Origin of the sequence: Mesorhizobium sp. B2-8-1 (genome assembly GCF_006440955.1) — a bacterium.
In the GTDB taxonomy this organism is placed as follows: Bacteria; Pseudomonadota; Alphaproteobacteria; order Rhizobiales; family Rhizobiaceae; genus Mesorhizobium.
On sequence record NZ_VFTX01000005.1, the window covers coordinates 425,677 to 450,903 of the forward strand.

At 62.9% G+C, this 25,227-nt stretch carries 23 protein-coding genes and 1 tRNA gene; 11 read left to right on the plus strand and 13 right to left on the minus strand.

Annotated elements, in window-relative coordinates; genetic code table 11:
* Nucleotides 1–459 precede the first annotated feature (459 nt).
* Nucleotides 460–549 (minus strand) — tRNA-Ser (locus FJ428_RS16605).
* A 328-nt stretch (nucleotides 550–877) separates the two neighbouring features.
* Here FJ428_RS16605 and FJ428_RS16610 point away from each other — a divergent pair.
* The 8 genes from FJ428_RS16610 (at nucleotide 878) to FJ428_RS16645 (ending at nucleotide 9,276) form a co-directional block, all read left to right on the plus strand.
* Entirely contained in the window at nucleotides 878–2,095 is a 1,218-nt protein-coding gene (locus FJ428_RS16610) for a septal ring lytic transglycosylase RlpA family protein (protein ID WP_140625143.1), read from the plus strand.
* An 83-nt stretch (nucleotides 2,096–2,178) separates the two neighbouring features.
* A complete protein-coding gene (locus FJ428_RS16615) occupies nucleotides 2,179–3,345 on the plus strand; it encodes a D-alanyl-D-alanine carboxypeptidase family protein (protein ID WP_140879805.1) in 1,167 nt (388 codons plus the stop codon).
* Between the two features lie 183 nt (nucleotides 3,346–3,528).
* Nucleotides 3,529–4,203 carry a dTMP kinase gene (gene tmk, locus FJ428_RS16620; RefSeq protein WP_140561191.1) on the plus strand — a complete coding sequence of 225 codons (675 nt, stop codon included), beginning with the start codon at nucleotides 3,529–3,531 and terminating at the stop codon, nucleotides 4,201–4,203.
* Nucleotides 4,200–5,255 (plus strand): DNA polymerase III subunit delta', encoded by a 1,056-nt coding sequence (locus FJ428_RS16625; protein WP_140879806.1) that lies wholly within the window; start codon nucleotides 4,200–4,202, stop codon nucleotides 5,253–5,255. Before tmk ends, FJ428_RS16625 begins: the two co-directional genes overlap by 4 nt.
* A gap of 83 nt (nucleotides 5,256–5,338) precedes the next feature.
* Nucleotides 5,339–6,892 carry a methionine--tRNA ligase gene (gene metG, locus FJ428_RS16630; RefSeq protein WP_140879807.1) on the plus strand — a complete coding sequence of 518 codons (1,554 nt, stop codon included), beginning with the start codon at nucleotides 5,339–5,341 and terminating at the stop codon, nucleotides 6,890–6,892.
* Complete coding sequence (locus FJ428_RS16635; protein ID WP_140879808.1) at nucleotides 6,892–7,692, plus strand: TatD family hydrolase; 801 nt, start codon at nucleotides 6,892–6,894, stop codon at nucleotides 7,690–7,692. The genes metG and FJ428_RS16635 overlap by 1 nt, the downstream gene beginning before the upstream one ends.
* Complete coding sequence (locus FJ428_RS16640; protein WP_140632737.1) at nucleotides 7,689–8,510, plus strand: MBL fold metallo-hydrolase; 822 nt, start codon at nucleotides 7,689–7,691, stop codon at nucleotides 8,508–8,510. The genes FJ428_RS16635 and FJ428_RS16640 overlap by 4 nt, the downstream gene beginning before the upstream one ends.
* A 280-nt stretch (nucleotides 8,511–8,790) precedes the next feature.
* On the plus strand, nucleotides 8,791–9,276 hold the full coding sequence (locus FJ428_RS16645) for a heme-binding protein (protein ID WP_140498580.1): 486 nt from the start codon (nucleotides 8,791–8,793) through the stop codon (nucleotides 9,274–9,276).
* A gap of 377 nt (nucleotides 9,277–9,653) precedes the next feature.
* Here the strand turns inward: FJ428_RS16645 and FJ428_RS16650 are convergent, their stop codons facing one another.
* Complete coding sequence (locus tag FJ428_RS16650; RefSeq protein WP_210239466.1) at nucleotides 9,654–10,421, minus strand: putative nucleotide-diphospho-sugar transferase; 768 nt, start codon at nucleotides 10,419–10,421, stop codon at nucleotides 9,654–9,656.
* A 358-nt stretch (nucleotides 10,422–10,779) separates the two neighbouring features.
* Nucleotides 10,780–11,040 (minus strand): DUF1127 domain-containing protein, encoded by a 261-nt coding sequence (locus FJ428_RS16655; RefSeq protein WP_181167320.1) that lies wholly within the window; start codon nucleotides 11,038–11,040, stop codon nucleotides 10,780–10,782.
* Nucleotides 11,041–11,175: 135 nt separating this feature from the next.
* On the opposite strand from FJ428_RS16655, the gene FJ428_RS16660 reads away from it, so the two are divergent.
* The gene (locus FJ428_RS16660) at nucleotides 11,176–12,693 is read left to right on the plus strand and encodes a winged helix-turn-helix domain-containing tetratricopeptide repeat protein (RefSeq protein ID WP_181167321.1); all 1,518 of its coding nucleotides are present in this window, start codon (nucleotides 11,176–11,178) and stop codon (nucleotides 12,691–12,693) included.
* 48 nt (nucleotides 12,694–12,741) lie between these two features.
* Here FJ428_RS16660 and FJ428_RS16665 read toward each other — a convergent pair whose 3' ends face one another.
* The 5 genes from FJ428_RS16665 to FJ428_RS16685 form a co-directional block, all read right to left on the minus strand.
* Complete coding sequence (locus tag FJ428_RS16665; protein ID WP_140498579.1) at nucleotides 12,742–13,134, minus strand: GFA family protein; 393 nt, start codon at nucleotides 13,132–13,134, stop codon at nucleotides 12,742–12,744.
* A 78-nt stretch (nucleotides 13,135–13,212) separates the two neighbouring features.
* A complete protein-coding gene (locus tag FJ428_RS16670; RefSeq protein ID WP_140879809.1) occupies nucleotides 13,213–14,097 on the minus strand; it encodes an aldose 1-epimerase family protein in 885 nt (294 codons plus the stop codon).
* A gap of 205 nt (nucleotides 14,098–14,302) precedes the next feature.
* Nucleotides 14,303–15,019 (minus strand): Bax inhibitor-1/YccA family protein, encoded by a 717-nt coding sequence (locus tag FJ428_RS16675; protein ID WP_140498577.1) that lies wholly within the window; start codon nucleotides 15,017–15,019, stop codon nucleotides 14,303–14,305.
* A gap of 23 nt (nucleotides 15,020–15,042) precedes the next feature.
* Entirely contained in the window at nucleotides 15,043–15,816 is a 774-nt protein-coding gene (locus tag FJ428_RS16680) for an anti-sigma factor (RefSeq protein WP_140818728.1), read from the minus strand.
* Nucleotides 15,813–16,334 (minus strand): sigma-70 family RNA polymerase sigma factor, encoded by a 522-nt coding sequence (locus FJ428_RS16685; protein WP_246675104.1) that lies wholly within the window; start codon nucleotides 16,332–16,334, stop codon nucleotides 15,813–15,815. The genes FJ428_RS16680 and FJ428_RS16685 overlap by 4 nt, the downstream gene beginning before the upstream one ends.
* A 205-nt stretch (nucleotides 16,335–16,539) precedes the next feature.
* Here FJ428_RS16685 and FJ428_RS16690 point away from each other — a divergent pair, with 205 nt between their 5' ends.
* Both FJ428_RS16690 and mazG read left to right on the plus strand, forming a co-directional pair.
* The gene (locus tag FJ428_RS16690; protein WP_140879810.1) at nucleotides 16,540–17,724 is read left to right on the plus strand and encodes an amino acid aminotransferase; all 1,185 of its coding nucleotides are present in this window, start codon (nucleotides 16,540–16,542) and stop codon (nucleotides 17,722–17,724) included.
* Nucleotides 17,725–17,813: 89 nt separating this feature from the next.
* A complete protein-coding gene (gene mazG, locus FJ428_RS16695; RefSeq protein ID WP_140557241.1) occupies nucleotides 17,814–18,638 on the plus strand; it encodes a nucleoside triphosphate pyrophosphohydrolase in 825 nt (274 codons plus the stop codon).
* Between the two features lie 6 nt (nucleotides 18,639–18,644).
* Here mazG and hflX read toward each other — a convergent pair whose 3' ends face one another.
* The 5 genes from hflX to FJ428_RS16720 all read right to left on the minus strand — a co-directional run bounded on the left by hflX (nucleotide 18,645) and on the right by FJ428_RS16720 (nucleotide 25,109).
* The gene (gene hflX, locus FJ428_RS16700; RefSeq protein WP_140561174.1) at nucleotides 18,645–20,033 is read right to left on the minus strand and encodes a GTPase HflX; all 1,389 of its coding nucleotides are present in this window, start codon (nucleotides 20,031–20,033) and stop codon (nucleotides 18,645–18,647) included.
* Nucleotides 20,034–20,279 carry an RNA chaperone Hfq gene (gene hfq, locus FJ428_RS16705; protein WP_006202172.1) on the minus strand — a complete coding sequence of 82 codons (246 nt, stop codon included), beginning with the start codon at nucleotides 20,277–20,279 and terminating at the stop codon, nucleotides 20,034–20,036.
* 145 nt (nucleotides 20,280–20,424) lie between these two features.
* Entirely contained in the window at nucleotides 20,425–21,288 is an 864-nt protein-coding gene (locus tag FJ428_RS16710; RefSeq protein ID WP_140686439.1) for a D-amino-acid transaminase, read from the minus strand.
* 184 nt (nucleotides 21,289–21,472) lie between these two features.
* Nucleotides 21,473–22,834 carry a sigma-54 dependent transcriptional regulator gene (locus FJ428_RS16715; RefSeq protein WP_140498569.1) on the minus strand — a complete coding sequence of 454 codons (1,362 nt, stop codon included), beginning with the start codon at nucleotides 22,832–22,834 and terminating at the stop codon, nucleotides 21,473–21,475.
* A complete protein-coding gene (locus FJ428_RS16720; protein WP_181167322.1) occupies nucleotides 22,824–25,109 on the minus strand; it encodes a PAS domain-containing sensor histidine kinase in 2,286 nt (761 codons plus the stop codon). The genes FJ428_RS16715 and FJ428_RS16720 overlap by 11 nt, the downstream gene beginning before the upstream one ends.
* Nucleotides 25,110–25,227: the final 118 nt, after the last annotated feature.

The following is a 25,227-nucleotide window of genomic DNA, read 5'->3' on the forward strand; positions in this document are numbered from 1 at the left end:
TTCGGTTTGGTCCAGAGGCGTTGGCAGCGCGAGCCGCACTGGTGCTTGCTGCTCCTACGCAGCTCCGGTAAGAAATACCGTCGTAATCAAGGTGCTACCGGTGAATTCGCAGACCTGATGAAGATCACGGAAAGACGTTCTCTCTGAGTGAAATTTTCATTGACTACGAACTGCTGCGCTGCTTTGGCGCTGACACCTCAAAAAGCAGGGCGCCGTTCCCGTGGCGCAACCCTAAGGGCTTCCTTACGGCGGACGGCTTTCGCGCGCTCTGTGACGACTTCCCGAAGCTTGAACTGTTCGAGTACCGCAGTAACATCCGTCGCCTCCACAGCCTACGTCCGCACAACAGCCGGACTTTTGCGGTCGCAGGCTGGCCGCCCATCTGTGAACAGCAGCGCAGGAACAGCGCATTGAACCATTACGCGGTGGCGTTGCACGCGGCGGAAATTTTTATGCAAATGGCGGAGGGAGTGGGATTCGAACCCACGGTGAACTTGCGCCCACGCCGGTTTTCAAGACCGGTGCCTTAAACCGCTCGGCCATCCCTCCAGCGACATCTCTTCGCCCAGCGTCACTCGATCAGATATTCGAGCCTGGCGGCGAATGAAGAGAGCCATCTTGCTGATGCTCTAGTGTGCCCGGCAAAGATCTGTCAACCGGCATGCGCGGACCGCATGTTTCCCGGCAGCCGACGCCGGGCAGGGTGGCGTCACAATCTTGCCCGGTTCCGGCCACAATCGATTAATAGCGTGATAAACAATTCCTGCGCACAAAGGACAGGGGTTCGAGGCGTCGTTGGTCTTAGTCAGGTAAGCTTTGGCTCCTGCGACGTTCAAGCCGCGGCGTTTTTGGTCGAGACTGTAGGGGACATCAGGAAATGCAAACTACGGCGCGCCCGCGTCTACGCCGTGCTTGCGCTTTCGCGCTATTCACCATGTCGGCAGCCTTGCTTGCCGCCTGCGCGTCGCAGCCTGAACCAAAAGGGATGGTCCACAAGAAGACCCGTTCCAAGGAATATTTCGCCGAAACCGAATATGGCGTGAAGGCCAGCCCTCGCGTCGCCTTCATGCGGCGTGGCGGCGGCCGCGACCAGCTCGGAAAACCCTACCAGGTTCGCGGCAAGTGGTACTATCCGAAGGAAGACAAACACTATGCCAAGGTCGGCCTGGCGTCCTGGTACGGCGATGCCTTTCATGGACGGCTGACCGCCAACGGCGAAGTCTACGACATGAGCCATCTGACGGCGGCGCACCCGACCATGCCGCTGCCGAGCTACGCTCGCGTCACCAATCTCAAGACCGGCAGTTCGGTCATCGTGCGCGTCAATGACCGCGGTCCCTACCACCAGGGCCGCATCATCGATGTCTCGGAACGCGCCGCCCAGATGCTCGACTATGCCAATGTCGGCACGGCCGAGGTGAAGGTGGAATATGTTGGCCGCGCGCCGCTCGACGGCAATGACGACCAGTATCTGATGGCCTCCTACCATCCAGGCAACAGGATACCCGACCCGTCGGACGGCCTGCCGACCGGCGTCATGGTGGCCATGAACGGACCGTCGCCCAGCCTGCCGGTGGGCGCTGCCGCCGTGCCGTTTCCGGGTCAGCTGACGAATTCCGATATGATTCCGCAAGGGCAGGTGCCGGCACAATCGCCGGCCTTGGGTGACCTGGCGCTGCCCGACTTCGGTCCGATCGTGCCGGAGCGTCCGGATATCGGCCTGCCGCCGCAATCGCCGTTTTCGGTGGCCTCGCTCTCCTATGCCGACGAGCGCGTGCGGAGCGCCGATGTCTTTGCCGCACTTGGCGACGACGGCATGTCGCCCGCCGACATCCTGCGCTCATGGAAGAGCGCCAATCCCCAGGCGCCATCGCCGGCCTATGTCGCGGCCGGCACCTTCGACGACGCCACCGAGGCAAAACGCGTGGCGGCCGCGCTCGAGCCCTTCGGCAGGATAGAGATCCAGCGTTCCGAATTCGACGGCAAGGACTGGTATGCGGTGAACCTCTATCCGGACGGCCATGGCGGCGTCGACGATCTGCTGCAGGCGGCCTGGTCGCATGGTGCGCCGGACGCCCTGGCCGTGCGCAACTGATCTATTTTTCCCGCACGGTTGATCCTGCGGAAAAAACCCTGATAGCTTGGCTGCGCCAGAACCGGCAAACGGGTCGAGATTTCATGCAGTTGCGCGTCTTTCCGCCTTTGGCCGAATTTCTGGGATTGGCCCTGCTGCTGTTTTGCATCGCGCCCGCCAGCGCGCAGCTTTTCGAGACCAAGGCAGCCCAGGCCTTCATGATAGACGCCGACACAGGGACGGTGTTGTTTTCCAAGGACGCCGACAAGCCGATACAGCCGGCCTCGATGGCCAAGCTGATGACGATGGAAGTGGTGTTCAACGCCATCAAGTCCGGGCGCCTGACCCTCGACGACACGTTCGTGGTGAGTGAAAACGCCTGGCGCAAGGGCGGCGCCCCTTCGGGAACGTCGACGATGTTTGCCAAGCTCAAATCGGCGGTCCGGGTCGAGGACCTGATCCAGGGCGTGACGGTGCAGGCGGCCAATGACGGCTGTATCGTGCTGGCCGAAGGCTTGGCCGGGTCCGAGGACAATTTCGCCGCGCAGATGACCGAACGCGCCCGCCAGATCGGCCTGGCCAAATCGACTTTCGTCAATTCGACCGGGCTGCCGGCGGACGGCCAGCAGACGAGCGTGCGCGAACTGGCAATGCTGGCTTTGCATCTGTGGCGCGACTATCCGGACCTCTATCGCTACTACGGCCTGAAGGATTTTACCTGGAACAAGATTTCGCAGAGGAATCGCAACCCGCTGCTGGCGATGGACATCGGCGCCGACGGCCTGGCGGTCGGCAGCAGTGAGGTGTCCGGTTTCGGCATAGTCGGCTCGGTCAGCCACAATGGCGCGCGGGTGATCGCGGCGATGAGCGGGCTCGCCAGCGACAAGGAACGCGCCGAGGAGGCGCGCAAGCTGCTCGAATGGGGTGCCCGTTCCTTCGAGAAGACGCAAATCTTCGCCAAGGACGAGGTGGTGGGCCAAGCTCAGGTTTTCGGCGGCATTAAAGCCGGCGTGACGCTGAAGGCGAAAGGGCCGATCGCCATCTTCCTGCCGGTAGCCAACCGCGACAAACTGACGGCGAGCATCGTCTATGACGGACCGGTTGCCGCACCTGTGGAGGAGGGGCAGCCGGTAGGCGTGCTGCGGGTCTGGATCGGCGATACGCTGAGCCAGGAGACGCCGCTGTTCGCCGCCGAATCGATCGGCATCGGCACGCTGCCGCAACGCGCCCTCGACGCCGTCAAGGAACTGGCCGTCGGCTGGCTCCGCTAAAGCGCGTCGCGCTGAACCGGATTCACGCGATGCGCTTTAGCGTGTTTGTTTATGCATGTCGTTCTCTCAAAGCCGAGCTCACTTTTGAGCGACTGCGATAACTCCGGCGGCATGGACGTTTCCCCGAACGCGGACTATCTAGAGCGCTAGAATCCATTCAAATAAGGGATAAAGGCCTTTCGATTGGCACGCGGATTTTTCATCACCTTCGAAGGCGGCGAAGGAGCAGGCAAGTCGACGCAGATCGAGCGGCTGGCGGGAAAGATGCGCGCCAAGAAGTACGACGTCCTCGTCACCCGGGAACCGGGCGGCTCGCCGGGCGCGGAAGCGGTCCGGCATGTGCTGCTCTCGGGCGCCGCCGAGCCGTTCGGGCCGAAGATGGAAGCGCTGCTTTTCGCGGCGGCGCGCTCCGACCATGTCGAGCAGGTCATCCGCCCGGCGGTCGAGCGCGGCTCCATTGTCCTATGCGACCGCTTCCTGGATTCCTCGCGCGTCTACCAGGGCGTCACCGGCGGCCTCGACCCGGTGTTCATGGAGACGCTGGAGCAGGTCGCCATCAATGGCATGATGCCCGACATGACGCTGATCTTCGACATCGATCCCACGGAAGGCCTGAGACGCGCAACAGTGCGTCGCGGCGCCGGCGCCGGCCCCGATCGCTTCGAAAAGGAAACGCTTGCCATCCACCAGGCGCGCCGCGAGGCGTTCCTGGCGATCGCCGCGGCCGAGCCGGAGCGCTGCGTTGTGATCGACGCATCCGCCGCTCCCGATGCGGTAGAAAATGTCGTCACCGCCACGGTGTTCGCGGCGCTGGAGGCGAGGGCGCCCATGCGCAACAGACAGACCGCACCCGCATGATCTTCGAACGCATCGCGCCGGAACAGCATGACACGCTGGACGGCGTCCCTGAACCGTCCGAAACGCCACGCCTGGTCGGGCACGGGCAGGCCGCCGCCATGCTCGCCGCCGCCTATCGCGCTGGAAAGCTGCCGCACGCGCTGATCTTCACCGGACCGCTCGGCATCGGCAAGGCGACGCTCGCGTTCCATCTGGCGCATCATCTCCTGAAGCATCCGGCCTTCGAGCAGGCGCCGGAGACGCTCGCCGTTCCCGATCCGGCGTCCTCGCTGTTTCGCCAGATCGCCACCGGCGCGCATCCCGGCGTGCTGCACCTGACGCGGCCGCTGAACGACAAGACGAAGAGCTTCAAGACGGTCGTCACCGTCGACGAGATCCGCAAGGTCAATCGCTTCCTGTCGATGACTTCGCATGACGGCAGCTACCGGGTGGTGATCGTGGACCCGGCCGACGACATGAACACCAATGCAGCCAATGCCTTGCTGAAGAATCTTGAGGAGCCGCCGGCGCGAACGCTGTTCATCCTCATCGTCCATGCACCGGGCAGCCTGCTGCCGACGATCCGCTCGCGCTGCCAATTGGTTCGGCTGTCGCCGCTCGATGCCGACGAGCTGATGGCGGTGCTGGAAACTGCCGAGCCGCCTCCGCCGGGCGATCCGGCCGCGCGGACAGCCCTTGCCGCGCGGGCAGGGGGCAGCGCCCGCAATGCGATCCTCCTGACGCAGTATGGCGGGTTGGAGATCGCCGAAACGCTGGACGCCCTGGTGAGCGCCGGCAAGAGCGACATCGCCGGCGCCTATCGCCTTGCCGAAGTCGTGGCCGGGCGCGACCAGGCGATCCAGTTCGATATCTTCAACCGCCGCGCGCTCGATCTGTTGTCCGATGCGGCGAGCCGGGCGGCGCTGGCCGGCGATCTCGCACGAGCCAAAACGCTGTCGGACACTTGGCATGAGGCGCTGGACGCTATATCTGAGACTGATACCTACAATCTCGACAAGAAGCAGCACGCCTTGACCATGATCGACCGCCTGAAGTCTGCAATGCGAATGTGATGGTTCCCTCGGGATGGCAATCGCCACCCCGATGCGATATCCACCGCCACGCCTTCCATTCAGACATTCATGACGGTTCATTCATGTCACGCGATACATTCTACATCACGACCGCGATCTCTTACCCCAATGGCAAGCCGCATATCGGCCATGCCTACGAATTGATCGCCACCGATGCGCTGGCCCGCTTTCAACGGCTCGACGGCAAGCAGGTCTTCTTTCTCACCGGCACCGACGAACACGGCATCAAGATGCTGCAGACGGCGAAGAAGGAAGACATTTCTGCGCGCGAACTGGCCGACCGCAATTCGGCTGAGTTCAAGCGCATGGCGACCGCGCTCAACGCCTCCAACGACGATTTCATCCGCACCACCGAAGAGCGGCACTACGCGGCCTCTCAGGCGATCTGGAAGGCGATGGCTGCCAATGGAGACATCTACAAGGGCGGCTATGCCGGCTGGTACTCGGTGCGTGACGAAGCTTATTACGGCGAGGAGGAAACCGAGGTTCGTCCCGACAATATCCGCTATGGCCCGCAAGGAACGCCGGTCGAATGGGTCGAGGAGGAAAGCTATTTCTTCCGGCTTTCGGCCTATCAGGACAAACTGCTGGCGCTCTATGAGGGCCAGCCGGATTTCATCGGCCCGGCCGAGCGGCGCAACGAAGTGATGAGCTTCGTCAGATCGGGACTGAAAGACCTGTCGATCTCGCGCACGACGTTCGACTGGGGCGTGCCGGTGCCCGGCGACGAAAAGCACGTGATGTATGTCTGGGTCGACGCGCTGACAAACTACATTACCGGCGTCGGCTATCCCGATGAAAAAGCAGATAATTGGAAATTCTGGCCGGCCGATGCGCACATCATCGGCAAGGACATCGTGCGTTTTCACGCCGTCTACTGGCCGGCCTTCCTGATGTCGGCAGGCATTCCGCTGCCGAAGCGCGTCTTTGGCCACGGCTTCCTGTTCAACCGCGGCGAGAAGATGTCGAAATCGGTCGGCAACGTCATCGACCCCTTCACCATGGTAGAGCACTACGGGCTCGACCAGGTGCGCTATTTCTTCCTGCGCGAGGTGCCGTTCGGCCAGGACGGCAGCTACAGCCACGAAGCGATCGTCAACCGCACCAATGCCGACCTCGCCAACGGCATCGGCAATCTGGCGCAGCGCTCGCTGTCGATGATCGCCAAGAACTGCGGCGGCGTGGTGCCGACGCGCGGCGAGCTGACGGATGCCGACAAGGCAATCCTCGATCAGGCGGCGGCCGCTCTTGCCGCCGCGCGCAAGGCAATGGCCGAGCAGGGCATCCATCTGGCGCTGGCGTCGATCTTCGGCGTGGTGGCCGAAGCCGACCGGTATTTCGCCGGACAAGAACCCTGGGCACTGAAGAAGACCAACCCCGAGCGCATGCAAACGGTGCTGTGGACAACGGCCGAGGTGGTCCGGCGCGTGGCGATTCTGTGCCAACCCTTTATTCCAGGATCGGCCGCGAAGCTACTTGACCTGCTGGCGGTGCCGGCAGACGAGCGCAATTTCGTGCATCTCCACGCCGATCATGCGCTTGTGCCGGGCAGAGCGTTGCCTGTACCAGAAGGCGTGTTTCCGCGTTATGTCGATCAGCCGGACGCGAACGGCTGATGCTCGTCGACAGCCACTGCCATCTGGATTTTCCGGACTTCGCCGAGGAGCGGGCGGCCATCGTCGCCCGTGCCCTGGCCGCCGGGATCGGCCGCATGGTGACGATTTCGACGCGCGTGAAGCGATTTCAGCAAATACTTGAAATCGCTGACGCTTTCGACGAAGTGTACTGTTCCGTCGGAACCCATCCGCACAATGCCGCCGAAGAGCTTGACGTGACGACGGCGGATCTCGTGCGCCTGTCCGCCCATCCCAAGGTGGTGGCGATCGGCGAAGCCGGGCTCGACTATTTCTATGACAAAGCGCCCCGCGATGCGCAGGCGCAGGGTTTGCGCAACCACATCGCCGCTGCTCGCGAGACGGGCCTGCCGCTGGTCATCCATTCGCGCGACGCCGACGACGACATGGCTCATATCCTTGAGGAAGAAACGGGGAAGGGCGCCTTCCCGTTCGTCCTGCACTGTTTTTCGTCGGGACGCAGGCTGGCCGAGGTCGGCGTCTCGCTGGGCGGCTATGTTTCGTTTTCCGGCATCCTGACCTTCAAGAATTCGGCCGAAATACGCGCCATAGCCGCCGACCTGCCGCACGACCGGCTGCTGGTGGAGACCGATGCGCCATATCTCGCGCCGATCCCATTTCGCGGCAAGCGCAACGAACCCGCTTATGTCGCGCACACGGCCAGGGTTCTGGCCGAGACGATCGGCGTCAGCGAAGGTGAAATCGCAGCTTTGACGACCGATAATTTCTTCCGGCTGTTCGGCAAGATGCCGCCCCCGCAGAGCAAAGCGCCTGAACGATGACAGACCGGCTGCGCCTCACCATTCTCGGCTGCGGCTCGTCACCGGGCACGCCGCGCATCACCGGCGACTGGGGCAATTGCGATCCGCAAAATCCGAAAAATCGGCGCATGCGCACGGCAGCCCTTGTCGAGCGGATTGCCGAGAGCGGCGCCCGCACCACCGTCGTCATCGACACAGGACCGGATTTCCGCCAGCAGATGCTGATGGCCTCGGTCAAACGCATCGATGCCGTCGTCTACACCCATCCACATGCCGACCACATCCACGGCATCGACGACCTGCGCGGCTTCGTGCTCGACCAGCGGCAGCGGATCGATATCCATGCCGATCAGCCAACGATGCTGCGGCTGCGCCAGGCCTTCGGCTACTGTTTCGAGACGCCGCCAGGCAGTTCCTATCCGCCGATCGTCGACGCCCATATCATCGATCACGCAAAGCCCGTCGTGATCGAAGGCGAGGGCGGTGCCCTCACCCTCGAGCCGCTGCCGCAGGTCCATGGCGACATCATATCGCTCGGCTTCCGTATCGGCGGACTAGCCTATTGCCCCGACATCAGCGATTTTCCGGCTGCCACTGCCGAACGGCTGCGTAATCTCGATGTCCTGATCATCGACGCGCTGCAGTACAGGACGCACCCGAGCCATCTGTCGCTTGGCGAGGCGCTTGAGTGGATCGAGCGGCTGGCCCCGAAACAGGCTGTGCTGACCCATATGCATGGGCCGCTGGACTACGCTACCGTGATGGCTGAGACTCCGGCAAATGTCGAGCCGGCATTTGATGGCATGGCGCTTGAAATTCCTTATAGATCAGACGGATAGAATATTCTCTTCATAGCTGATGGCACTGATCGCCTGGCAGCGAGCCGCCGATACAGGTCCGATGTCGAGATCTTGCACCTGGGATCGCCACACGGCCGCCGCCAGTTCGCTGTCGCTTCAAGATTGCAAAATGCCAAAAGAGGATTGCATTGTCAGGCCGGTGGATGCTTGTCGATCTGCATTGCAGGCCTGACAGGCAGTCTATGTGATGGCTTCCTAAAATATACATTGAGAGCAAGAGGCGCTAACCTTTGCCCGTTAGTTGGAAAGGAGAGGCCCGATGATTCGCAAACTCATACTTACAGTGACGCTTCTTGCTCCTATCGCTGCCACAGCGCAGGAATTGCCAACCGCCCCTTACTTGCCGCTTGAGCGGGCAACCAAGGCAGCACAAGCCGCGCTGGAGGCCTGCGCTGCCGAAGGCAGCAATGTCAGCGTCGCCATCGTGGCGCGGAGCGGCGCGACGCAAGTGCTGCTCAAGGCCGATAATTCCGGCGCACACACCGCATCCAGCGCCGAAGGCAAGGCCTTCACCGCGGCAGCCTTGGGTCGCGACACTGCGGGGCTCGCCGAATTCATAGCCTCCAAGCCGGCAAATGACGGCATGCGTGACATGGATCCTCGCATGGTGATCCAGGCTGGCGGCTTGCCGGTCAAGTTCGGCGATGCCTTGGTGGCCGGCATTGGCGTCGGCGGTGCTCCTTCGGGCGATATCGACGCCAAATGCGCCGCCGCCGGGCTCAAGGCGATCGGCGCCGCCGAGTAAACTTGCCTAGGATGTGCCAACGCAGCCCGCCCAAGGCGGGCTGCTCCGTTGAACGGGGTTCAGTCTGTGAACCCTGTCTCCACACCGGAACCGGCGGACGTAAGATCGCATTCGACCGGCAACCGACGGCCGATCCTGAGACCCGAGCTGGAAGCTTAGTTCCATAATCTATCTTATGCGACTTTCGGCAAGGTAGGAATGTCGCTCCTGCTTGTGCGCAGCCAATCTCCCCACCTCAACTCTCCTGACACGGTTTTTGGTGCCCGTTCTGCTAAACTGGTGAATTGGAATGAACGCTTTGCAGATCACGGGCCACATGGCAGCCGCTTCGTCGCCGCCCGCGAGGGCGTCGAAGCTGCAGCAATGGCTGTCGTCGGCTACCTGCGTAGCCGCTCTCTGTGTTCGTCAAGAATGCGCTCAATGGTCCGGACTCGGTCCTGCCGACGGTTGAGACCTCTGCGTGCTTTGCCGCGAGCGTGCCGCTCATAGATTTCCCGGCTCGCCTGGAGCTGCTCGATATACACCTTATCGGGCTTCCCATTCTCAAGGCGGTCGAACACCCAGCAGAACGGCGCCGGGAGCTGGCCTTCGCGATAGCGCGGGCTTGCCGAGGCCTGATCTTCGTCGAGGATTTCCTGCAGCACGACCTGATCCCAGACTTCCGGGTTTTCATCGCTGCGCTTCTTCCACAAGGCGAGGATCTCGCGAGCAGCCGGCGTATCGTTGATGAGGATGGTTCCAGCCATCAGCCGGCCACTTTCGCGATAGACCGCGATGTCGCAATCAAAACCGGCGAGCTCCGGCCAGGGATCATGATGGAAGACCGTGTCGACGTCCACATACAGCAGCGGTCCCTGAAGCCTCCTACGCATATTGACAAGGAATGTCGGCTTCAGGCTCGCGTTGCGCACCCAGGATCCAGCGTCGGCGAATGGCCGGGCTTGGACAGAAAGGCCAAGACGCCACGCTGACGCGGTCATGCGAGCGGCTTCTGTCTCATAGAAGGAGTTGATCGTAAAGAACGCCACGATTTCACCGGCCTTGTCCGGGTTGCCGGACGGCTGTGGGTTTATCGGGAAGGGAGCGAGCATTTCCCGGTGCCTGTGTTTGGTGGCCCGGAACAAATCAAGAATGTGGGTGAGCAACGCGAAGCCTTATTAGGATATGAATATTTAGACGCCAAGCATATAGCAATAAGTCCGAATAGCCTCGCAATGCGATAAAGTCATCGGTAGCGGCGCAGAAAACATTGGGCCACAACCATTTTGTTGACGAGGGGCGCCAGCTGGGCCGAGGCCGCGGTCTGGAACTCCTGTCCTTGCGCTCAACCAGATCATTTCGCCGGCCATGATGCAGCCGTAAGGATCCACCTGGTCGATGACCTCGGCGAGTTCGTGCTTTGGATCTGGCGACGCGCTGCTGGTTTGCCCCCGGCTTCTCGAGGCAACCTCCCTACCCCAGAACTTTCAATGAGCTCCGCTCGCTCTGGTTGCAGCATTCGGCCTACCGTTGCCAGAAGGGCTTTGCCAGCTCTGCCTCGACCTGTCGTCTCGTCAATCCGATGTCGTCGATCAGATGGGGATTGTCCTTCGACATTCGCTCAAGCTCCCAGCGAAAGCGTATCCGCTCGCGCCAGGTCCGATCGTGCCAGGCCGCGACAATGCTTCGCAGGGTCGCCAAGTACCGACGCGACGCTTCCGCCAGCACTACAGGCATTCTCGGCCGCACGGTCGGACACCGCGTCCATGCAAGAGTATCGTTCATGGCAACCTCCTATGGTTTGAGGGTGGGTCCTCGACTTGGGACCTCGACCTGAAAGAGGTTGAATTGTGCCGGATGCGAACAGTGCCGTAATTAAGCTCTCCCAAATAGTTCTCAAAAGTTCCAAACGGGCTATAGATGCGCCTTATGCAGGGATCGCGCTTTGCCTTCGGTCCGTTCGTGCTTGATCCGGATGCGGGAACGCTGCTTCGGAACGATGATCCTGTTGCCGTCGGCTACCGCGGGCTGAAGCTGTTGGCGGCGCTCGTCGGGCGGCCTGGCGAAATCCTCGACAAGGCCAAGCTGATGGATGCGGCGTGGCCGGGTACGGCCGTCGAGGAAGGCAATCTCACCGTCCAGATCGCGCAGCTGCGCAAGCTGCTTGGTCCGTCCGCCGACGGCGGTGAATGGATCACCACTGTTCCGCGCGTCGGCTACCGCTTCACGGGGATCGTCGAACCCCTCGATGGCGCGAACCGAAAAGCTTTGCCGCTGCCCGACAAACCGTCGATAGCCGTGCTCCCCTTCGTCAATCTCAGCAACGACCCCGAACAGGAGCCCTTCGCCGACGGATTGACCGAAGACCTGATCACCGACCTGTCCAGGGCCTCGGGTCTGTTCGTCATCGCGCGCAATTCGACCTTCGCCTACAAGGGAAAGGCGGCGGACGTGCGCGAGATCGCCCGGGAGCTTGGCGTGCGCTACCTCCTGGAGGGCAGCGCAAGACGTGCCGCGGGGCGCGTGCGCATCAACGCCCAGCTGGTCGACGCGGCGAGCGGCGATCACCTGTGGGCGGAACGCTTCGATCGCGGCCTGGACGATATCTTTGCCGTTCAGGACGAGGTGACGGCCAAGATCGTGGAGGCGCTGCTTGGCCGGCTGCGCGCGCCGCCGCCGCGCAATCGGCCCAAGACTCTCGAGGCCTACGATCTGTGCGTGCGGGCGCGCAAGCTGATCGACGATTCGCCGCAGACGGCGCGGGAGGCGCATCTGATGCTGACGCGCGCGGTCGCGCTCGATCCGGACTATGCCGAGGCCTATCGCTGGCTTGCCATGAACCACTGGATGGGATGGGTGCATTGGGGCGAACCGGTGGAACCCAACCGCCACATTGCCCTGGAGCTGGCGCGCAAGGCGGTGGCGATCGATCCCAACGACGCCGGCTGCCGCTGGGTGCTCGGCAACCTGCTTGCCTATGAGCGCGACTTCGCCGAAGCGGATGCCGAGTTCGCCAGGGCGTTCGAGCTCGACCCCAACGAGGCCGATGCCTGGGCGACACTGTCTGACATCTCCGTGCTGGCCGGGCGGGTCGAGGAAGGACTCGAACAGATCCGCAAGGCGTTCCGGCTCAACCCGTTTCCGGCAAGCTGGTACTATCTGACGCTCGGCGCGGCGCAATATGCGGCGCGCGACTACAAAGCCGCCGTCAAGACACTGCGCCGGGACGAGACTTACCGCACCAGCTCACGCCGCTTCCTGGCGGCCAGCCTCGCGCAGCTCGGCCGGCTCGACGAGGCGCGCGCGGAAGTCGAACTGTTCCTCGTCGGCAATCCGCATTTCACCACCAGCCATTGGGTCTGGACGGAGCCCTTCCGCGATCCGGCGATGCTGGACCATTTCGTCGATGGCTTCCGCAAGGCCGGCCTTCCGGATTGAAGCGCCGCCGGTCCCTTGGTCATGGCGCCTTCCCGCCGTTCGTGCCGCCTACTCTTCGAACCGACCCGTGGCGTCACGATCGCGCTCATATCGTCTCGTGAGCGGAAACGGCGGCAACCAGGTTTCGCGACGGACGATCCAGCTTTCGTACGTTGGCGTCAGTTGGTCCGGGGCATCCAGGGATCCCAGGTTCACTTCGATTTCGTCGGCGGTGCGACCAAAAATGGTCGAGCCGCAACGGGGACAGAAGAACCGCCCGGCGTAGTCACGGGTTTCGCCATCGATCGTCACCGCATCCTGAGGGAAAATCGCGGAAGCATGAAAAAGCGCCCCGTGATGCTTGCGGCAGTCGAGACAGTGACAAAGGCCCACCCGGTATGGGCGTCCAGTCGCCACAATTCGGACGTTGCCGCACAGGCAACCGCCGGTGAATCGGTCCATGCTGCATTCCTCCAAATCAAGCGAGCTGGATGTTTACGAACAACTCCACCATCCATGAACGCGACGCCAGCCTTTCAGCTAATGCGTCTGCGGTTGAAGTTCGATCCGATAGCCGAGCACGCGCCTTCCGGCCGGCTCGATCAGCATCACTCCTGGCTTGTCGGCGAATTCGCCATCGAAATCCACCGGGCTGGCGAGGCCGTGCCAGGGTTCGATGCAGAGGAATGGCGCGCCGCCCGGCTTTGACCAGACGCCCAATTCCCGGAATCCGTTCCAATGCATCTCGATCGCCGGACCACGATCGGCACCGTAACGCACAGCGGTGCTGGAAGGCTGGTCCAGGATCACGGCATCCTCGTCAAACAGCCGATCCGACAAAGCGAGAATGTTGCCCTCGATGGGCGTCGGCTGCCTTGCCGCCAGCAGTAACCCGTCCTTGAGACGGCGGATCGGCGCATGCTCGGGCTTTGCAAAGGTCAGGCGGTAGGCCTCCTTGGGCAGGTCCGGCAGCAGCGGCCAGTTGAATGCCGGGTGCGCCCCGATCGACGCCGGTAGCGGCTCGTCGCCGGTGTTGGTGATCTCGAACGTGACGCCAAGCTGCCGGCCGTCGAGAGTGTAGGTTACCGCCAGACGGAAGGCGAAGGGGTAGTGCGTTCGGGTCTCCGCGTCGTCGGTGAGCACCAGCATGCAGGACCGAGAACCCCTCTCCGCCCAGGCAAACGACTTATCGCGGGCGAAGCCGTGCTGCGTCATCGGATAGGTCTGGCCGCGATGGCGCAGTTGGTCGCCCTTCAGCCGGCCGACGATCGGAAACAACACCGGGGAATGACGGCGCCAGGCCGGTCCGGCCTGCCACACAAGCTCCAGCTCATCCGCATCCCGCAGCGAGACCAGTTCGGCCCCCTGCCCGACTATAACGGCCGAGATGTCGTCGCCATGAAGTGTCTGGCTGTCCTGTGCCATATGTTCTCGCGGTTTGTCTTTGCTTGGCCGGCAGGCTAGCAAATGGCCAGGCGTGAACTCAAGGCGGCGGTTTGCATTGCGTTTCACACAGTCACGATGAACGTGCGATGGCACAAGTGGGCCAGGCGCCGTCTCAAATGAAGAGTGGCCGGAGATTTCCCTCCGGCCACGGCAAGATGCAGGGTGTTGCCTGCTACAGTTCGGACTATTCCCGCTCGCCGGTGAAGTTCAGCAACAGCTGAAAGATGTTGACGAAGTTGAGGTAGAGCGAGAAGGCGCCGAAAACGGCCAGCTTCTGCCGCGACTCCGCGTCGAAGTTCTCCGCATACTGTTCCTTGATCGACTGCGTGTCCCAGGCGGTCAGGCCGATGAACACGGCGATGCCGATCACCGAGATGGCGAACTGCAAAGCGGTCGAGCCGAGAAAGATGTTGACGATGCTGGCAATCACCACGCCGATCAGGCCCATGATCAGAAAGGACGAGAACTGGGTCAGGTCACGCCGGGTCGTGTAGCCGTAGAGGCTGGTGGCGCCGAACATGGTGGCGGCGATGAAGAAGGTGCGCGCGATGCTGGTTCCGGTGAAAACCAGGAAGACGGAGGCCAACGACAGACCCATGACCGCACAGAAGGCCCAGAACATCGCCTGCGCGCTTGCCGCCGACATCGTCTGCATCTTGAACGAGAACAGCAGGACGAAGGCGAGCGGCGCCAGCATCACCACCCATTTCAGCGGGCTGGAAAAGATTGGCACGTAGAGCGCGGGCGTCGACGACACCATGAACGCGACGAGGCCGGTGACCACGAGGCCGAGGCCCATATAGTTGTAGACGCGCAGCATGTGCTGGCGCAGGCCCTCGTCGTAGAGGGCGCCGCTTTGGGCGCCGGCGCCGACGCGGTATCCCAGATTGGGCGTGTTCATTTGCATTCTCCTTTGTGAACGGATCAGTAAAGCGTTCTGGCAAGCGTCTCGGCGGCGCGGTCGAGGTCCCGCACCTCGCCCTGCGCGACCACCGCATAAGCGACCTCGCCGATCTGGAAATAGGCCGAGGAAATGTCGCCCGAGGGCGCGACGGTCGGCTTGACCACGTCGAAGGTTCCCGGCCGTATCGCGAACAGCGACACCAGGCCCATCTCCTTGGTCTCGACCGCCATCTCGACGCTGGGGCCGAAGCGCGATGGATAGACCTGCACGTCGCGGACCTTCCAGTCCTTGGGCAAGGACGGCATGACGATGGCCGTCGCCGCGCGGATTTCGCCGGCATTGTAGTTTGGCGCCTCGGCCTGCGAAGACATGCTTTCGCGCACAAGGGTCGTCCTGTGTGCGCGCACCGCCTCGTCGACATAGGCGGGCGGCTGCGGCGAGGCGACGACCCTGGTCACCGACATCGGCCCGACAATGCCGTTGGCCAGCCAGCCGGCGGCGACGAAAGCGGCCACCGCCGCGGCACGTTGCAAGACGCCGAAGATGCGGCCCCGGGCAAGCCCCCTCTCCAGGCGCCGCGCGGCATCGGTCGTCACCGGCCTCGCCATGCCGCCTGATCCGGCCAGCGCCACGCGCAGTTCGTCCCGCATCCTGAGATCCGACATCACACGCGCGGCCGCTTCCGGCCGGGCGGAGAGGAAGGCCTCGACTTCGATACGGCGCGAGACGTCGAGCTGATCGTCGACATAGGCGTCGAGATCGGCGTCCGTCACGGGGTCGATAGTTCCTGTCATGACGGGCCTCCAACAATCCTGAGGTGATTTTTCGCCTTCGTCGGAGTCCCCTCCTCCATCTCCCGAAGCGCGGCGCGCGCCCTACCGATGCGCGACATCAGTGTTCCGAGTGGCACGCCGCTGGCATCGGCCGCCTGGCTGTAGGAAAGGCCCTCAATGGCGACGAGATGCAGGGCCGAGCGCTGTTCTTCGGGCAGGCTGAAAAAAGCATCGCGCACCTGGCCTAGGCGCACCGAATGCTCCTGCGGCGCCGGCGCGCTGCCGTCCGCAAGGTATCCCGCCTGTTCGAGGCGCGCTGCCTCCGAGCGGCGCGAGCGCATGCGGTCGACGAACGTGTTGTGGACGATGGACAGCAGCCAGGCTCGCAGGTTCCCGCCCGAGCGGAAGGTGCCGCGCCGCTCATAGGCGCGCACAAGAGCGTCATGCACGAGATCCTCGGCATCGGCACCGTCGCGCGTCAGCGAGCGCGCGTAACGCCTGAGCGAACCGAGTTGTCCGACGATATCGAAGCGTGGCATCGACCGTTTCATGCCCTGTTTACGGAACATGTGGGGGTTTTAATCCCGGCCCCGCAGATTTTTTCGCGAAACGCCGCAGATATGCAGCCGCCGAGGTAGCTCGCAGCGATGCCAGGCTATGCGATTCAGGCTGGCGCGAGTTAAAACCGCTGGTGCAAGGGGGTCGATTTGCGTATCACTCCGCCGCGCCAACGGAACCATGCAGATGTTTGAAAACCTTCAGCCGGCTGCCGCCGACAAGATCCTTGCCCTGATCGGCCTCTATCGTGCCGATCCTCGACCCGACAAAGTCGACCTCGGTGTCGGCGTCTACAAGGATCGCGACGGCAAGACGCCGGTCATGCGGGCCGTGCGCGAGGCGGAGAAGCGGCTGCTGCAGGGTCAGGACACCAAGACTTATCTCGGCCTCGCCGGCGACACCGGGTTCAATACCGTGATGGCCAGGCTGGCCTTCGGTGCGGATGCAGACATGACGCGGATCCGTGCTGCGCAGGCGCCGGGCGGCTCCGGCGCGCTGCGGCTGGTAGCCGAGCTTTTGAAGCGAACCTGTGCCGACGCGACGGTCTGGTTGTCCGACCCCACCTGGCCGAACCACATGCCAGTGATGCGCGCCGCCGGGCTGCGAATCCGTGAATATCCCTATTTCGACGCGACATCGGGCGCCGTTCGCTTCGACGACATGCTGGCAGCACTGCGCACGGCGAAGGGCGGCGACGTGGTGCTGCTGCATGGCTGCTGCCACAACCCGACCGGCGCCAATCTGGACATCGCGCAGTGGGCCGCTGTCACAGATCTCGTCGTCGAGCGCGGCCTGCTGCCGTTTGTCGACATTGCCTATCAGGGCTTTGGCGATGGCCTCGAGGCCGATGCCGCCGGACTGCGGCTGCTGGCCGAAAAAGTTCCGGAAATGGTCGTCGCGTCCAGCTGCTCGAAGAACTTCGCCGTCTACCGCGACCGTGTCGGCGCGGCGATGATCCTGGCCAGGGACAGCGCGCAGGCCGACGTGGCGCTGGGCCAGATGCTGTCGGCGGCTCGTGCCATGTATTCGATGCCGCCGGACCACGGCGCGGCGGCGGTGCGCATCGTGCTCGAGGACGCGGTCTTGCGCGCGGACTGGGAAGCCGAGCTCGAGGAGATGCGCCTGCGCATGCTCCGGCTTCGGGTGCAATTCGCCGAGGCGCTGCGCCGGCAGTCCAATTCCGACCGCTTCGATTTCGTCGCCAGCCATCGCGGCATGTTTTCCCGGCTTGGGCTCACGGAAGCGCAGGTCGAACGGCTGCGCGCGGAATATGGCGTCTACATGGTCGGCGACAGCCGCATCAATGTCGCCGGCCTGCCGGAAGACGGCATGGACAAGCTCGCCAAGGCGATCGTTTCCGTGCTCGACTGACCGGACTTGTTCGGCGCAACTGTGGACAAGCCCGCTTCGCTCGCCGACAGCATTGGCCGCGCGGCGGACCGCGCGATAGCATCCGCCGCATGAAGCCATCGAAAGACATTTCGCGCCTGATCGAAATCATGGCGGCGCTGCGTGCGCCAAAGACCGGCTGTCCCTGGGATATCGAACAGGATTTCTCGACCATCGCGCCTTACACGATCGAGGAGGCCTATGAGGTGGCCGACGCCATCGCGCGCGACGATCTCGACGATCTGCGCGACGAACTCGGCGATCTCCTTTTGCAGGTCGTGTACCACGCGCGGATGGCTGAGGAAGCCGGCGAGTTCGCTTTCGGCGACGTGGTCCAGGCCATCACCACGAAGATGATCCGCCGCCATCCACACGTCTTCGGCGACGAACAGGCCCGCAGTGCCGGCATGGCCAAGGGCATGTGGGAGAAGATCAAGGCACAAGAGAAGGCCGAGAAGCGTAGCGCCCGTCTCGCGCGCGGACTCGACCCGGAAGACAACGGCAAGGGGTTTCTGGACAGCGTGCCGGTCGCCCTGCCCGCACTGACGCGGGCATTGAAGCTTCAGGAGAAGGCCGCCCGCGTCGGTTTCGACTGGAGCGAGGCAGCCCCCATCCTCGATAAGATCGAGGAAGAGATCCGCGAATTGCGCGAGGCGCTGGCCAAAGGCCAAACCGCGGAGATCAAGGATGAATTCGGCGATATGCTGTTTGCCGTCGTGAATCTCGGCCGTCACCTGAGGCTCGATTCGGAAGCAGCGCTAAGCGGCACCAACGAGAAATTCCGTTCGCGCTTCCACTATGTCGAGCAGGCCCTGGAGAATTCCGGCAGCTCGCTGGAAAAGGCTGATCTGGACGAAATGGAAGCGCTCTGGCAGGAAGCGAAGAGCGCGAAATAACTGGCGTTAGCCGTTATTCTTGCGACGCAATCTGCTTTCGATCTCTTCGCGGGCACTTTGCGTGGCCTTGAGGGAGATGGTGGCGCTGCCGTCGTCATTGTCGGTTCGCGAAACGACATCGCCATTGCGGTAAAGCCAGTCGACAAGGCCGAACTGCGCCGGCCCGATCGTCACCGTCAGATCTTCAAGCTCGCCGGACATGCGTGTCTCGATGATCGCGTTCAGCGCGTCGATGCCTTCGCCCGTGACAGCCGATATGGCGACGGGAGGCGCCTTGGCATCCGTACTCTCGGCAAGCAGCCGTGCGCGATTGCCTTCATCGAGCAGGTCGACCTTGTTCCAGACCTCGATGACCCGCTTGGTATCGCCGGCGTCGACGCCGAGATCGGCCAGGATGCGCTCGACGTCCTCGGCCTGGGCGGATGTGTCAGGATCGGAGATGTCGCGCAAATGGATGATGAGATCCGCCTCGACCACCTCTTCAAGCGTGGCGCGGAAAGCCGCGATGAGATGCGTCGGCAGGTCCGAGATGAAGCCGACCGTATCCGAGAGGATGATCGGCGTGCCGTGCGGCAGCCGCACGCGGCGCAGCGTCGGATCGAGCGTGGCGAACAGCATGTCCTGCGCCAGCACCCCTGCCCCGGTCAGCTTGTTGAACAGCGTCGATTTTCCGGCATTGGTGTAGCCGACGATGGCCACCACCGGAAACGGCACCTTCTTGCGTTTGGCACGATGCAGGTCGCGGGTGCGGCGCACCGTCTCCAACTCGTGCTTCAGCTTGACGATCTTGTCCTGCAGGACGCGCCGGTCCGATTCGATCTGGGTTTCGCCGGGGCCGCCGAGGAAGCCGGCGCCGCCGCGCTGGCGCTCTAGGTGGGTCCAGCTGCGCACCAGCCGGCCCTTCTGGTAGTTGAGATGGGCAAGCTCGACCTGCAGCGTGCCTTCCTTGGTGCGGGCGCGCTCGCCGAAGATCTCGAGGATCAGCCCGGTGCGGTCCAGCACCTTGGCGTTGAATTCCTTCTCGAGGTTGCGTTGCTGCACCGGCGTCAGCGGATGATCGACGATGACCACCTCCGCGTGCCCTTCCTTGACGATCTCCGCCAACTCCTCGACCTTGCCGCTGCCGAGCAAGGTCGCCGGACGTGGATCGTTGATGGTAACCACGGCCGTGTGGATCAGATCAAGATCGATGGCGCGGGCAAGGCCGACCGCCTCATCATGACGGGCCTCTGCCGAGCGCGTCAACCGCGGACGGCTGGTGTCGTCCTCGCCGCGCGGCTGGCGGGTAAGCACCGGCACGATGACAACTGCCCGGGTCGGACCCTCGGCCTCCGTCCCCGGCTGATGTGCTGATTTTCCGCGAACGCTGCGGTCCGGGTCCTTCTCACGTGCCAATCAGGCGCCCTGGCTTTCCTCGCCATCGAACATCTGAACCGGCTGGCTCGGCATGATCGTGGAAATGGCGTGCTTGTAGACGAGCTGGGAGTGGCCGTCGCGGCGCAGCAGGACGCAGAAATTGTCGAATGAAGTGACGACGCCGGTCAGCTTCACGCCGTTGATGAGAAAGATGGTGAGCGGGTTCTTGCTCTTGCGAACAGAGTTCAGGAACAGGTCCTGAAGGTTTTGCGATCGTTCCGCCATTGTTCTTGTCTTTCGCCGATCCCCTTCGGTTTGCAGGCCAATGCGCCAAATTAACCAGCACATGTCAAGCGCGCAAACACCGTCTTGTCGTCAGTAACGACAAGCAGAACGAGATATATTGATGTTCATTCCACCTGTGCGGTTATCAGGCTGGACTTTTTTCCGCAATGTCAAAAAAGGCTTGCCGCAACGAAAGTGTTATCGAGCCGGGGTGGCCGTTGGCGATCGGGTCGCCGTCTATGGCCACGACCGGCATGGCGATCGTGGTCGCGGAACTGATGAAAGCCTCCCTCGCCGCCTTGGCCTCGGCGACGGAAAAGCCGCGTTCCTCGATCTTGAGTCCGAGCTTGGCCGCCACTTCAAACATGGTGGTGCGGGTTATGCCGCGCAGAATACCGTGCTCGGCGGGCCTGGTGACCAGAACGCCGTCCCTGGTGACGATCCAGGCATTCGACGACCCGCCTTCCTTGACGTTGCCGTCCGTATCCACGAACCAGGCTTCCTGCGCGCCAGCTTCCTTGGCCTTCTGCTTGGCTAATACATTGGCTAGCAGGCCGGTGCTCTTGATGTCGACGCGATCCCAGCGATTCTCGGGCACGGTGATGACGGCGATACCGGTCTCGGCCCGCTTGGCTCCAGCAGCGGGATCCAGCTTCCTGGCGGTGATCACCAGCGACGGCCTGGTATCAGCCGAGGGGAAGGCGAAGTCGCGGCTGGCGACGCCGCGTGTGACCTGGACGTAAACTAGGCCGTTGACGACATGGTTGCGATTGACCACTTCGCGCATGATGAGCGGCAGGACGCCTGGGGTGACCGGCCAGCCGATCGACAGCTCGCTCAGCGAACGGTCCAGCCGGGCAAGGTGACGCGGCATGTCCACGATGAAGCCGCGCGCCACTTCGCAGACCTCGTAAACGCCGTCGGCGAACTGGTAGCCACGGTCTTCGATATGCACAGCGGCATCGGCATGAGCGGTGTAGCGCCCGTTCACATAGGCAATACGCGGCATTTGTCACCTCGGGGGATCTGCTTCGGCTTGTTTAGGCGATTCCGCCTCAACAGTGATGGATAATCGCGTGGGCCACTGAAGCAATTCCAGAAAGCGTGTAACGGTTTTCCGGCCGGAACTGCTTGAGCAAGGTATCGAACCGGGCCGGCAATGCATAAAACGCCGAACCGCTCAACCTCTCAGGTCAGACGCCGAGCGACTTCAGCTTGCGGTGCAGCGCGGAACGCTCCATGCCGATGAACTCGGCCGTTTTCGAAATGTTGCCGCCGAACCGGTTGATCTGGGCGATCAGATAGTCCTTCTCGAATTGTTCGCGCGCCTCGCGCAGCGGCAGCGCCATGATGTGCTGGTCCGACTGGTTCGGCGTGCGGGGCATGACATCGCCGATTTCGGACGGCAACAGGTCGGCGGTGATCGGCGCATCGACATTGTCGCCGCGCGCCAGAATCATCAGCCGTTCGACATTGTTGCGCAATTGGCGAACATTGCCTGGCCAATTGTGCGCCTGCAGCACCGCCATGGCGTCATCGCCGATGCGGCGCGGCTTGATTCCGGCCTGACGGGCGATCTGCTTCATGAAATTGTCAACGAGATAAGGAATGTCCTCGCGCCGCTCGGCAAGTCCCGGCACCGTCACCGGTACCACCGCAAGGCGATGGTAAAGATCCTCGCGGAAACGGCCATCGGCGATCATCGCCTCCAGGTTCTGCGACGTCGAGGAGATGATGCGGACATCGACCTTGACCCGTTTGGTGCCGCCGACGCGCTCGAACTGCTGTTCGACCAGCACACGCAGGATCTTGTTCTGCGTCTCGCGCGGCATGTCGGCCACCTCATCGATGTAGAGGATGCCGCGATGGGCTTCCTCCAGGGCGCCGACCTTGCGCTCGACGCCGTTCGATTCGGTGCCGAACAGTTCGATCTCCATGCGTTCGGGCGTGATGTTGGCGGCGCTCAGCGTCACGAAAGGCGCGCTCTTGCGCGCCGACAGCGTGTGGATGGCACGCGCGGCCAGCTCCTTGCCAGATCCGGAGGGGCCAATGATCATGACGCGGCTGTTGGTCGGCGCGACGCGCTCGATGGTCTGGCGCAACTGGCTCATCGCCGACGACATGCCGATCAGGTCGAAGGTCTCGCCGCTGCGCAGCTTGAGATCGGAAACCTCGCGCCTCAGCTTGGAGGTTTCCAGCGCACGCTCGGCAATCAGAATCAGCCTGTCCGCCTTGAAGGGCTTCTCGATGAAGTCATAAGCGCCGCGTCTGATGGCGGAGACCGCGGTTTCGATGTTGCCATGGCCCGAAATCATCACCACCGGCAGGTTGGGGTGCATGGTCTTGATCTCGTCCAGCAAAGCCAGGCCGTCCAGGCGCGAACCCTGCAACCAGATGTCGAGGAAAATCAGCCGCGGCGCTCGGTCGGCGATGGCCGCCAGCGCGGTGTCGGCATCGGATGCCGTGCGGGTTTCGTGACCTTCGTCGCTCAGTATGCCTGCGACGAGCTCACGGATGTCTTCCTCGTCATCGACGATCAGAATATCAGACGCCATTACCGACCTTTTCAGTTTCTCTTTCGTGTTCCGTCCTGCTTTCGCCGCGCGCTGGCGCCACGGCCGCAGGTGGCAGGATGATGCTGATCATCGCGCCGCGCCCGCCATGAAAATCCGCAGGCGCATCGTGGAGCTCCAGCCTGCCGCCATGGTCCTCCACGATCTTCTTGACGATGGCGAGACCGAGGCCCGTGCCCTTCTCACGCGTGGTCATGTAGGGCTCCAACAGCCGCTGACGATTCTCCCGCGGCAGGCCTTTGCCATTGTCGATGACATCGATGCGAATCGCGCCATTCTGACGTCCGGCTTGAATCCGGATTATGCCGTGCGAACCGTCCTTCTGTTCCAGCCCGTCGATCGCTTCGGCAGCGTTCTTGATCACGTTGCCGAAAGCCTGCGCCAACAAGCGGCTGTCGAAAGTACCCTTGAGCGGTTCGTTGCCGAATATGCGCTCGAACGTGATGTCGGAACGGCTCACCTCGACCAGGAAGGAGGCCTCGCGCAGGGATTCACGCAGGTCTATGGACTTCATCTCGGGCTTCGGCATGCGCGCGAAAGCGGAGAATTCGTCGACCATGCGACCAATATCCTCGACCTGCCGGATGATGGTGTCGGTGCACTGGTCGAACACCTCGCGGTCCTCAGTGATGACCTTGCCGTAGCGGCGCTTGATGCGCTCGGCTGAAAGCTGGATCGGCGTCAGCGGGTTCTTGATCTCATGGGCGATGCGGCGCGCCACATCGGCCCAGGCAGAGGAGCGCTGCGCCTGGACCAGATCGGTGATGTCGTCGACCGTCACGACGTAGGATTTCTCCTCCGTGCCGTTATCGCCGGCCTCGATGGTGATCTGCACGTTGAAAGTCCGCTCCGTGCCGGCGCGGAAAAACGTCACCTGCTCGCGATAGACGGGCTTGCCCGATTGGCGGCCGATCTCGAAGACGCGGCCGACATGCGGGAGAATGGCGGAAAGGTTCTGCCCGAGCGCCGCACTGGCCGAAATGGCCAGCATGGACTCGGCCGAGCGGTTGACGATGGTGATAATGCCATAAGGGTCGACGCCGATGACGCCCGCGGTGACACCGGCCAGCACCGCTTCCGAAAAGCGCCGTCGCTCGTCGATCAGATCCTTGGCGGACAGGATCTCGTTGCGCTGCGATTTCAATTCCTGCAGCATCTTGTTGAAGGTATTGCCGAGCGAGGCAACGTCGCCGTCGGACGGCCGCACCGGCACGGCGACGTCGAGATTGCCGGTCGCGACCTCGTCGGCAGCGCCGATGAGCTGACGAATCGGCCGCACCAGCCGGTCGGCCACGGCAATGCCGGTCCAGATTGCCGACAGGATGATGATCAGCGTCAGCGACAGATAAGGCAGCGCGAACGCCACCTGCGAAGTGCGCCTGTTGTCTTCGAGATTGCGATATTCGTCGGTGTTCGATCTGACGATCTGGCGCGCCTTTATCACCTCGGGATCGACCAGCCGGATCGTGTAGAGGTAGAGCCCCTCGATCTCACGCAGCTTGACGATGGCGCCCATGATGTTGCGCGTGCGCGGCTCGATCAGAACCGGCTTGCCGTCGGTGGCGCTGGCGACCGCTCCCTCCGGCGGTTCCGGCATGGCGAAGTCGGCATCGGTCTTGGCGCTCATCACGAAGGAGCCGTCGGGCTTGATCAGCGCGGCATGCGCCAGCGAGCGGCCCACCGCTTCCTTGCTCATCAGATCGAGGAAGCCAGTCCGGTCGAGGCCGTAAAGCGTGCGCGACGCGTCGAGGTCATAGGCCATCGACAGCGTCGTGCCCTGCAGGTTGCGCGCGTTTTCCTGCACATAGGCATCGGCGATGGACAGCGACGAATTGACGATCGTCTTGGTGCGAATCTCGAACCAGCGGTCGAGGCCGATATCGAGCGTGATCGATGCGATGATGGCCACCATGATGGCGGGGATGGCGGCGACGAGCGCGAACATAGCCACGATGCGCACATGCAGCCGCGAGGCTGCCTTGCCATGCCGACGCGCCATGACGATGCGATGCACCTCCCGGCCGATCAGTGCGATCAGCAACAGGACGAAGATGGCGTTGAGCGCGATCAACGCCCAGGTTGTCCTGGCGTCGGGCGCAATCGGCGTCGCGCCGACCAGGATCGCGAACGAAATGGCGGCCATGACCAGCGCACCGACGACCGCCACCACGCCGGGCAGCGCCAGCAGCCGGCGCCCGTCACGCGTGCCGGGGTCGTTGAAAAGCGGTTCGTTCGGTGTCGGAGCCTGCGAAGCCATGTCGCCGTCTAGAGCCAGTGATTGCGTCGGATCTATGCAACGCATTGTGGCGATTATGCAACAAGTGTGGCCTGGACGGAAATCTTTCGCTGACAGTCCCCCGGAAAAGCGCTTCGGC

Bases quoted from the DNA above. Each gene is read 5' to 3' on its own strand.
- FJ428_RS16610 (WP_140625143.1), top strand. From the start codon at position 878: ATGCAAACTACGGCGCGCCCGCGTCTACGCCGTGCTTGCGCTTTCGCG.
- FJ428_RS16615 (WP_140879805.1), top strand. From the start codon at position 2,179: ATGCAGTTGCGCGTCTTTCCGCCTTTGGCCGAATTTCTGGGATTGGCC.
- FJ428_RS16625 (WP_140879806.1), top strand. From the start codon at position 4,200: ATGATCTTCGAACGCATCGCGCCGGAACAGCATGACACGCTGGACGGC.
- metG (WP_140879807.1), top strand. From the start codon at position 5,339: ATGTCACGCGATACATTCTACATCACGACCGCGATCTCTTACCCCAAT.
- FJ428_RS16635 (WP_140879808.1), top strand. From the start codon at position 6,892: ATGCTCGTCGACAGCCACTGCCATCTGGATTTTCCGGACTTCGCCGAG.
- FJ428_RS16640 (WP_140632737.1), top strand. From the start codon at position 7,689: ATGACAGACCGGCTGCGCCTCACCATTCTCGGCTGCGGCTCGTCACCG.
- FJ428_RS16645 (WP_140498580.1), top strand. From the start codon at position 8,791: ATGATTCGCAAACTCATACTTACAGTGACGCTTCTTGCTCCTATCGCT.
- FJ428_RS16655 (WP_181167320.1), bottom strand. From the start codon at position 11,040: ATGAACGATACTCTTGCATGGACGCGGTGTCCGACCGTGCGGCCGAGA.
- FJ428_RS16660 (WP_181167321.1), top strand. From the start codon at position 11,176: ATGCGCCTTATGCAGGGATCGCGCTTTGCCTTCGGTCCGTTCGTGCTT.
- FJ428_RS16665 (WP_140498579.1), bottom strand. From the start codon at position 13,134: ATGGACCGATTCACCGGCGGTTGCCTGTGCGGCAACGTCCGAATTGTG.
- FJ428_RS16670 (WP_140879809.1), bottom strand. From the start codon at position 14,097: ATGGCACAGGACAGCCAGACACTTCATGGCGACGACATCTCGGCCGTT.
- FJ428_RS16675 (WP_140498577.1), bottom strand. From the start codon at position 15,019: ATGAACACGCCCAATCTGGGATACCGCGTCGGCGCCGGCGCCCAAAGC.
- FJ428_RS16680 (WP_140818728.1), bottom strand. From the start codon at position 15,816: ATGACAGGAACTATCGACCCCGTGACGGACGCCGATCTCGACGCCTAT.
- FJ428_RS16685 (WP_246675104.1), bottom strand. From the start codon at position 16,334: ATGCCACGCTTCGATATCGTCGGACAACTCGGTTCGCTCAGGCGTTAC.
- FJ428_RS16690 (WP_140879810.1), top strand. From the start codon at position 16,540: ATGTTTGAAAACCTTCAGCCGGCTGCCGCCGACAAGATCCTTGCCCTG.
- mazG (WP_140557241.1), top strand. From the start codon at position 17,814: ATGAAGCCATCGAAAGACATTTCGCGCCTGATCGAAATCATGGCGGCG.
- hfq (WP_006202172.1), bottom strand. From the start codon at position 20,279: ATGGCGGAACGATCGCAAAACCTTCAGGACCTGTTCCTGAACTCTGTT.
- FJ428_RS16710 (WP_140686439.1), bottom strand. From the start codon at position 21,288: ATGCCGCGTATTGCCTATGTGAACGGGCGCTACACCGCTCATGCCGAT.
- FJ428_RS16715 (WP_140498569.1), bottom strand. From the start codon at position 22,834: ATGGCGTCTGATATTCTGATCGTCGATGACGAGGAAGACATCCGTGAG.
- FJ428_RS16720 (WP_181167322.1), bottom strand. From the start codon at position 25,109: ATGGCTTCGCAGGCTCCGACACCGAACGAACCGCTTTTCAACGACCCC.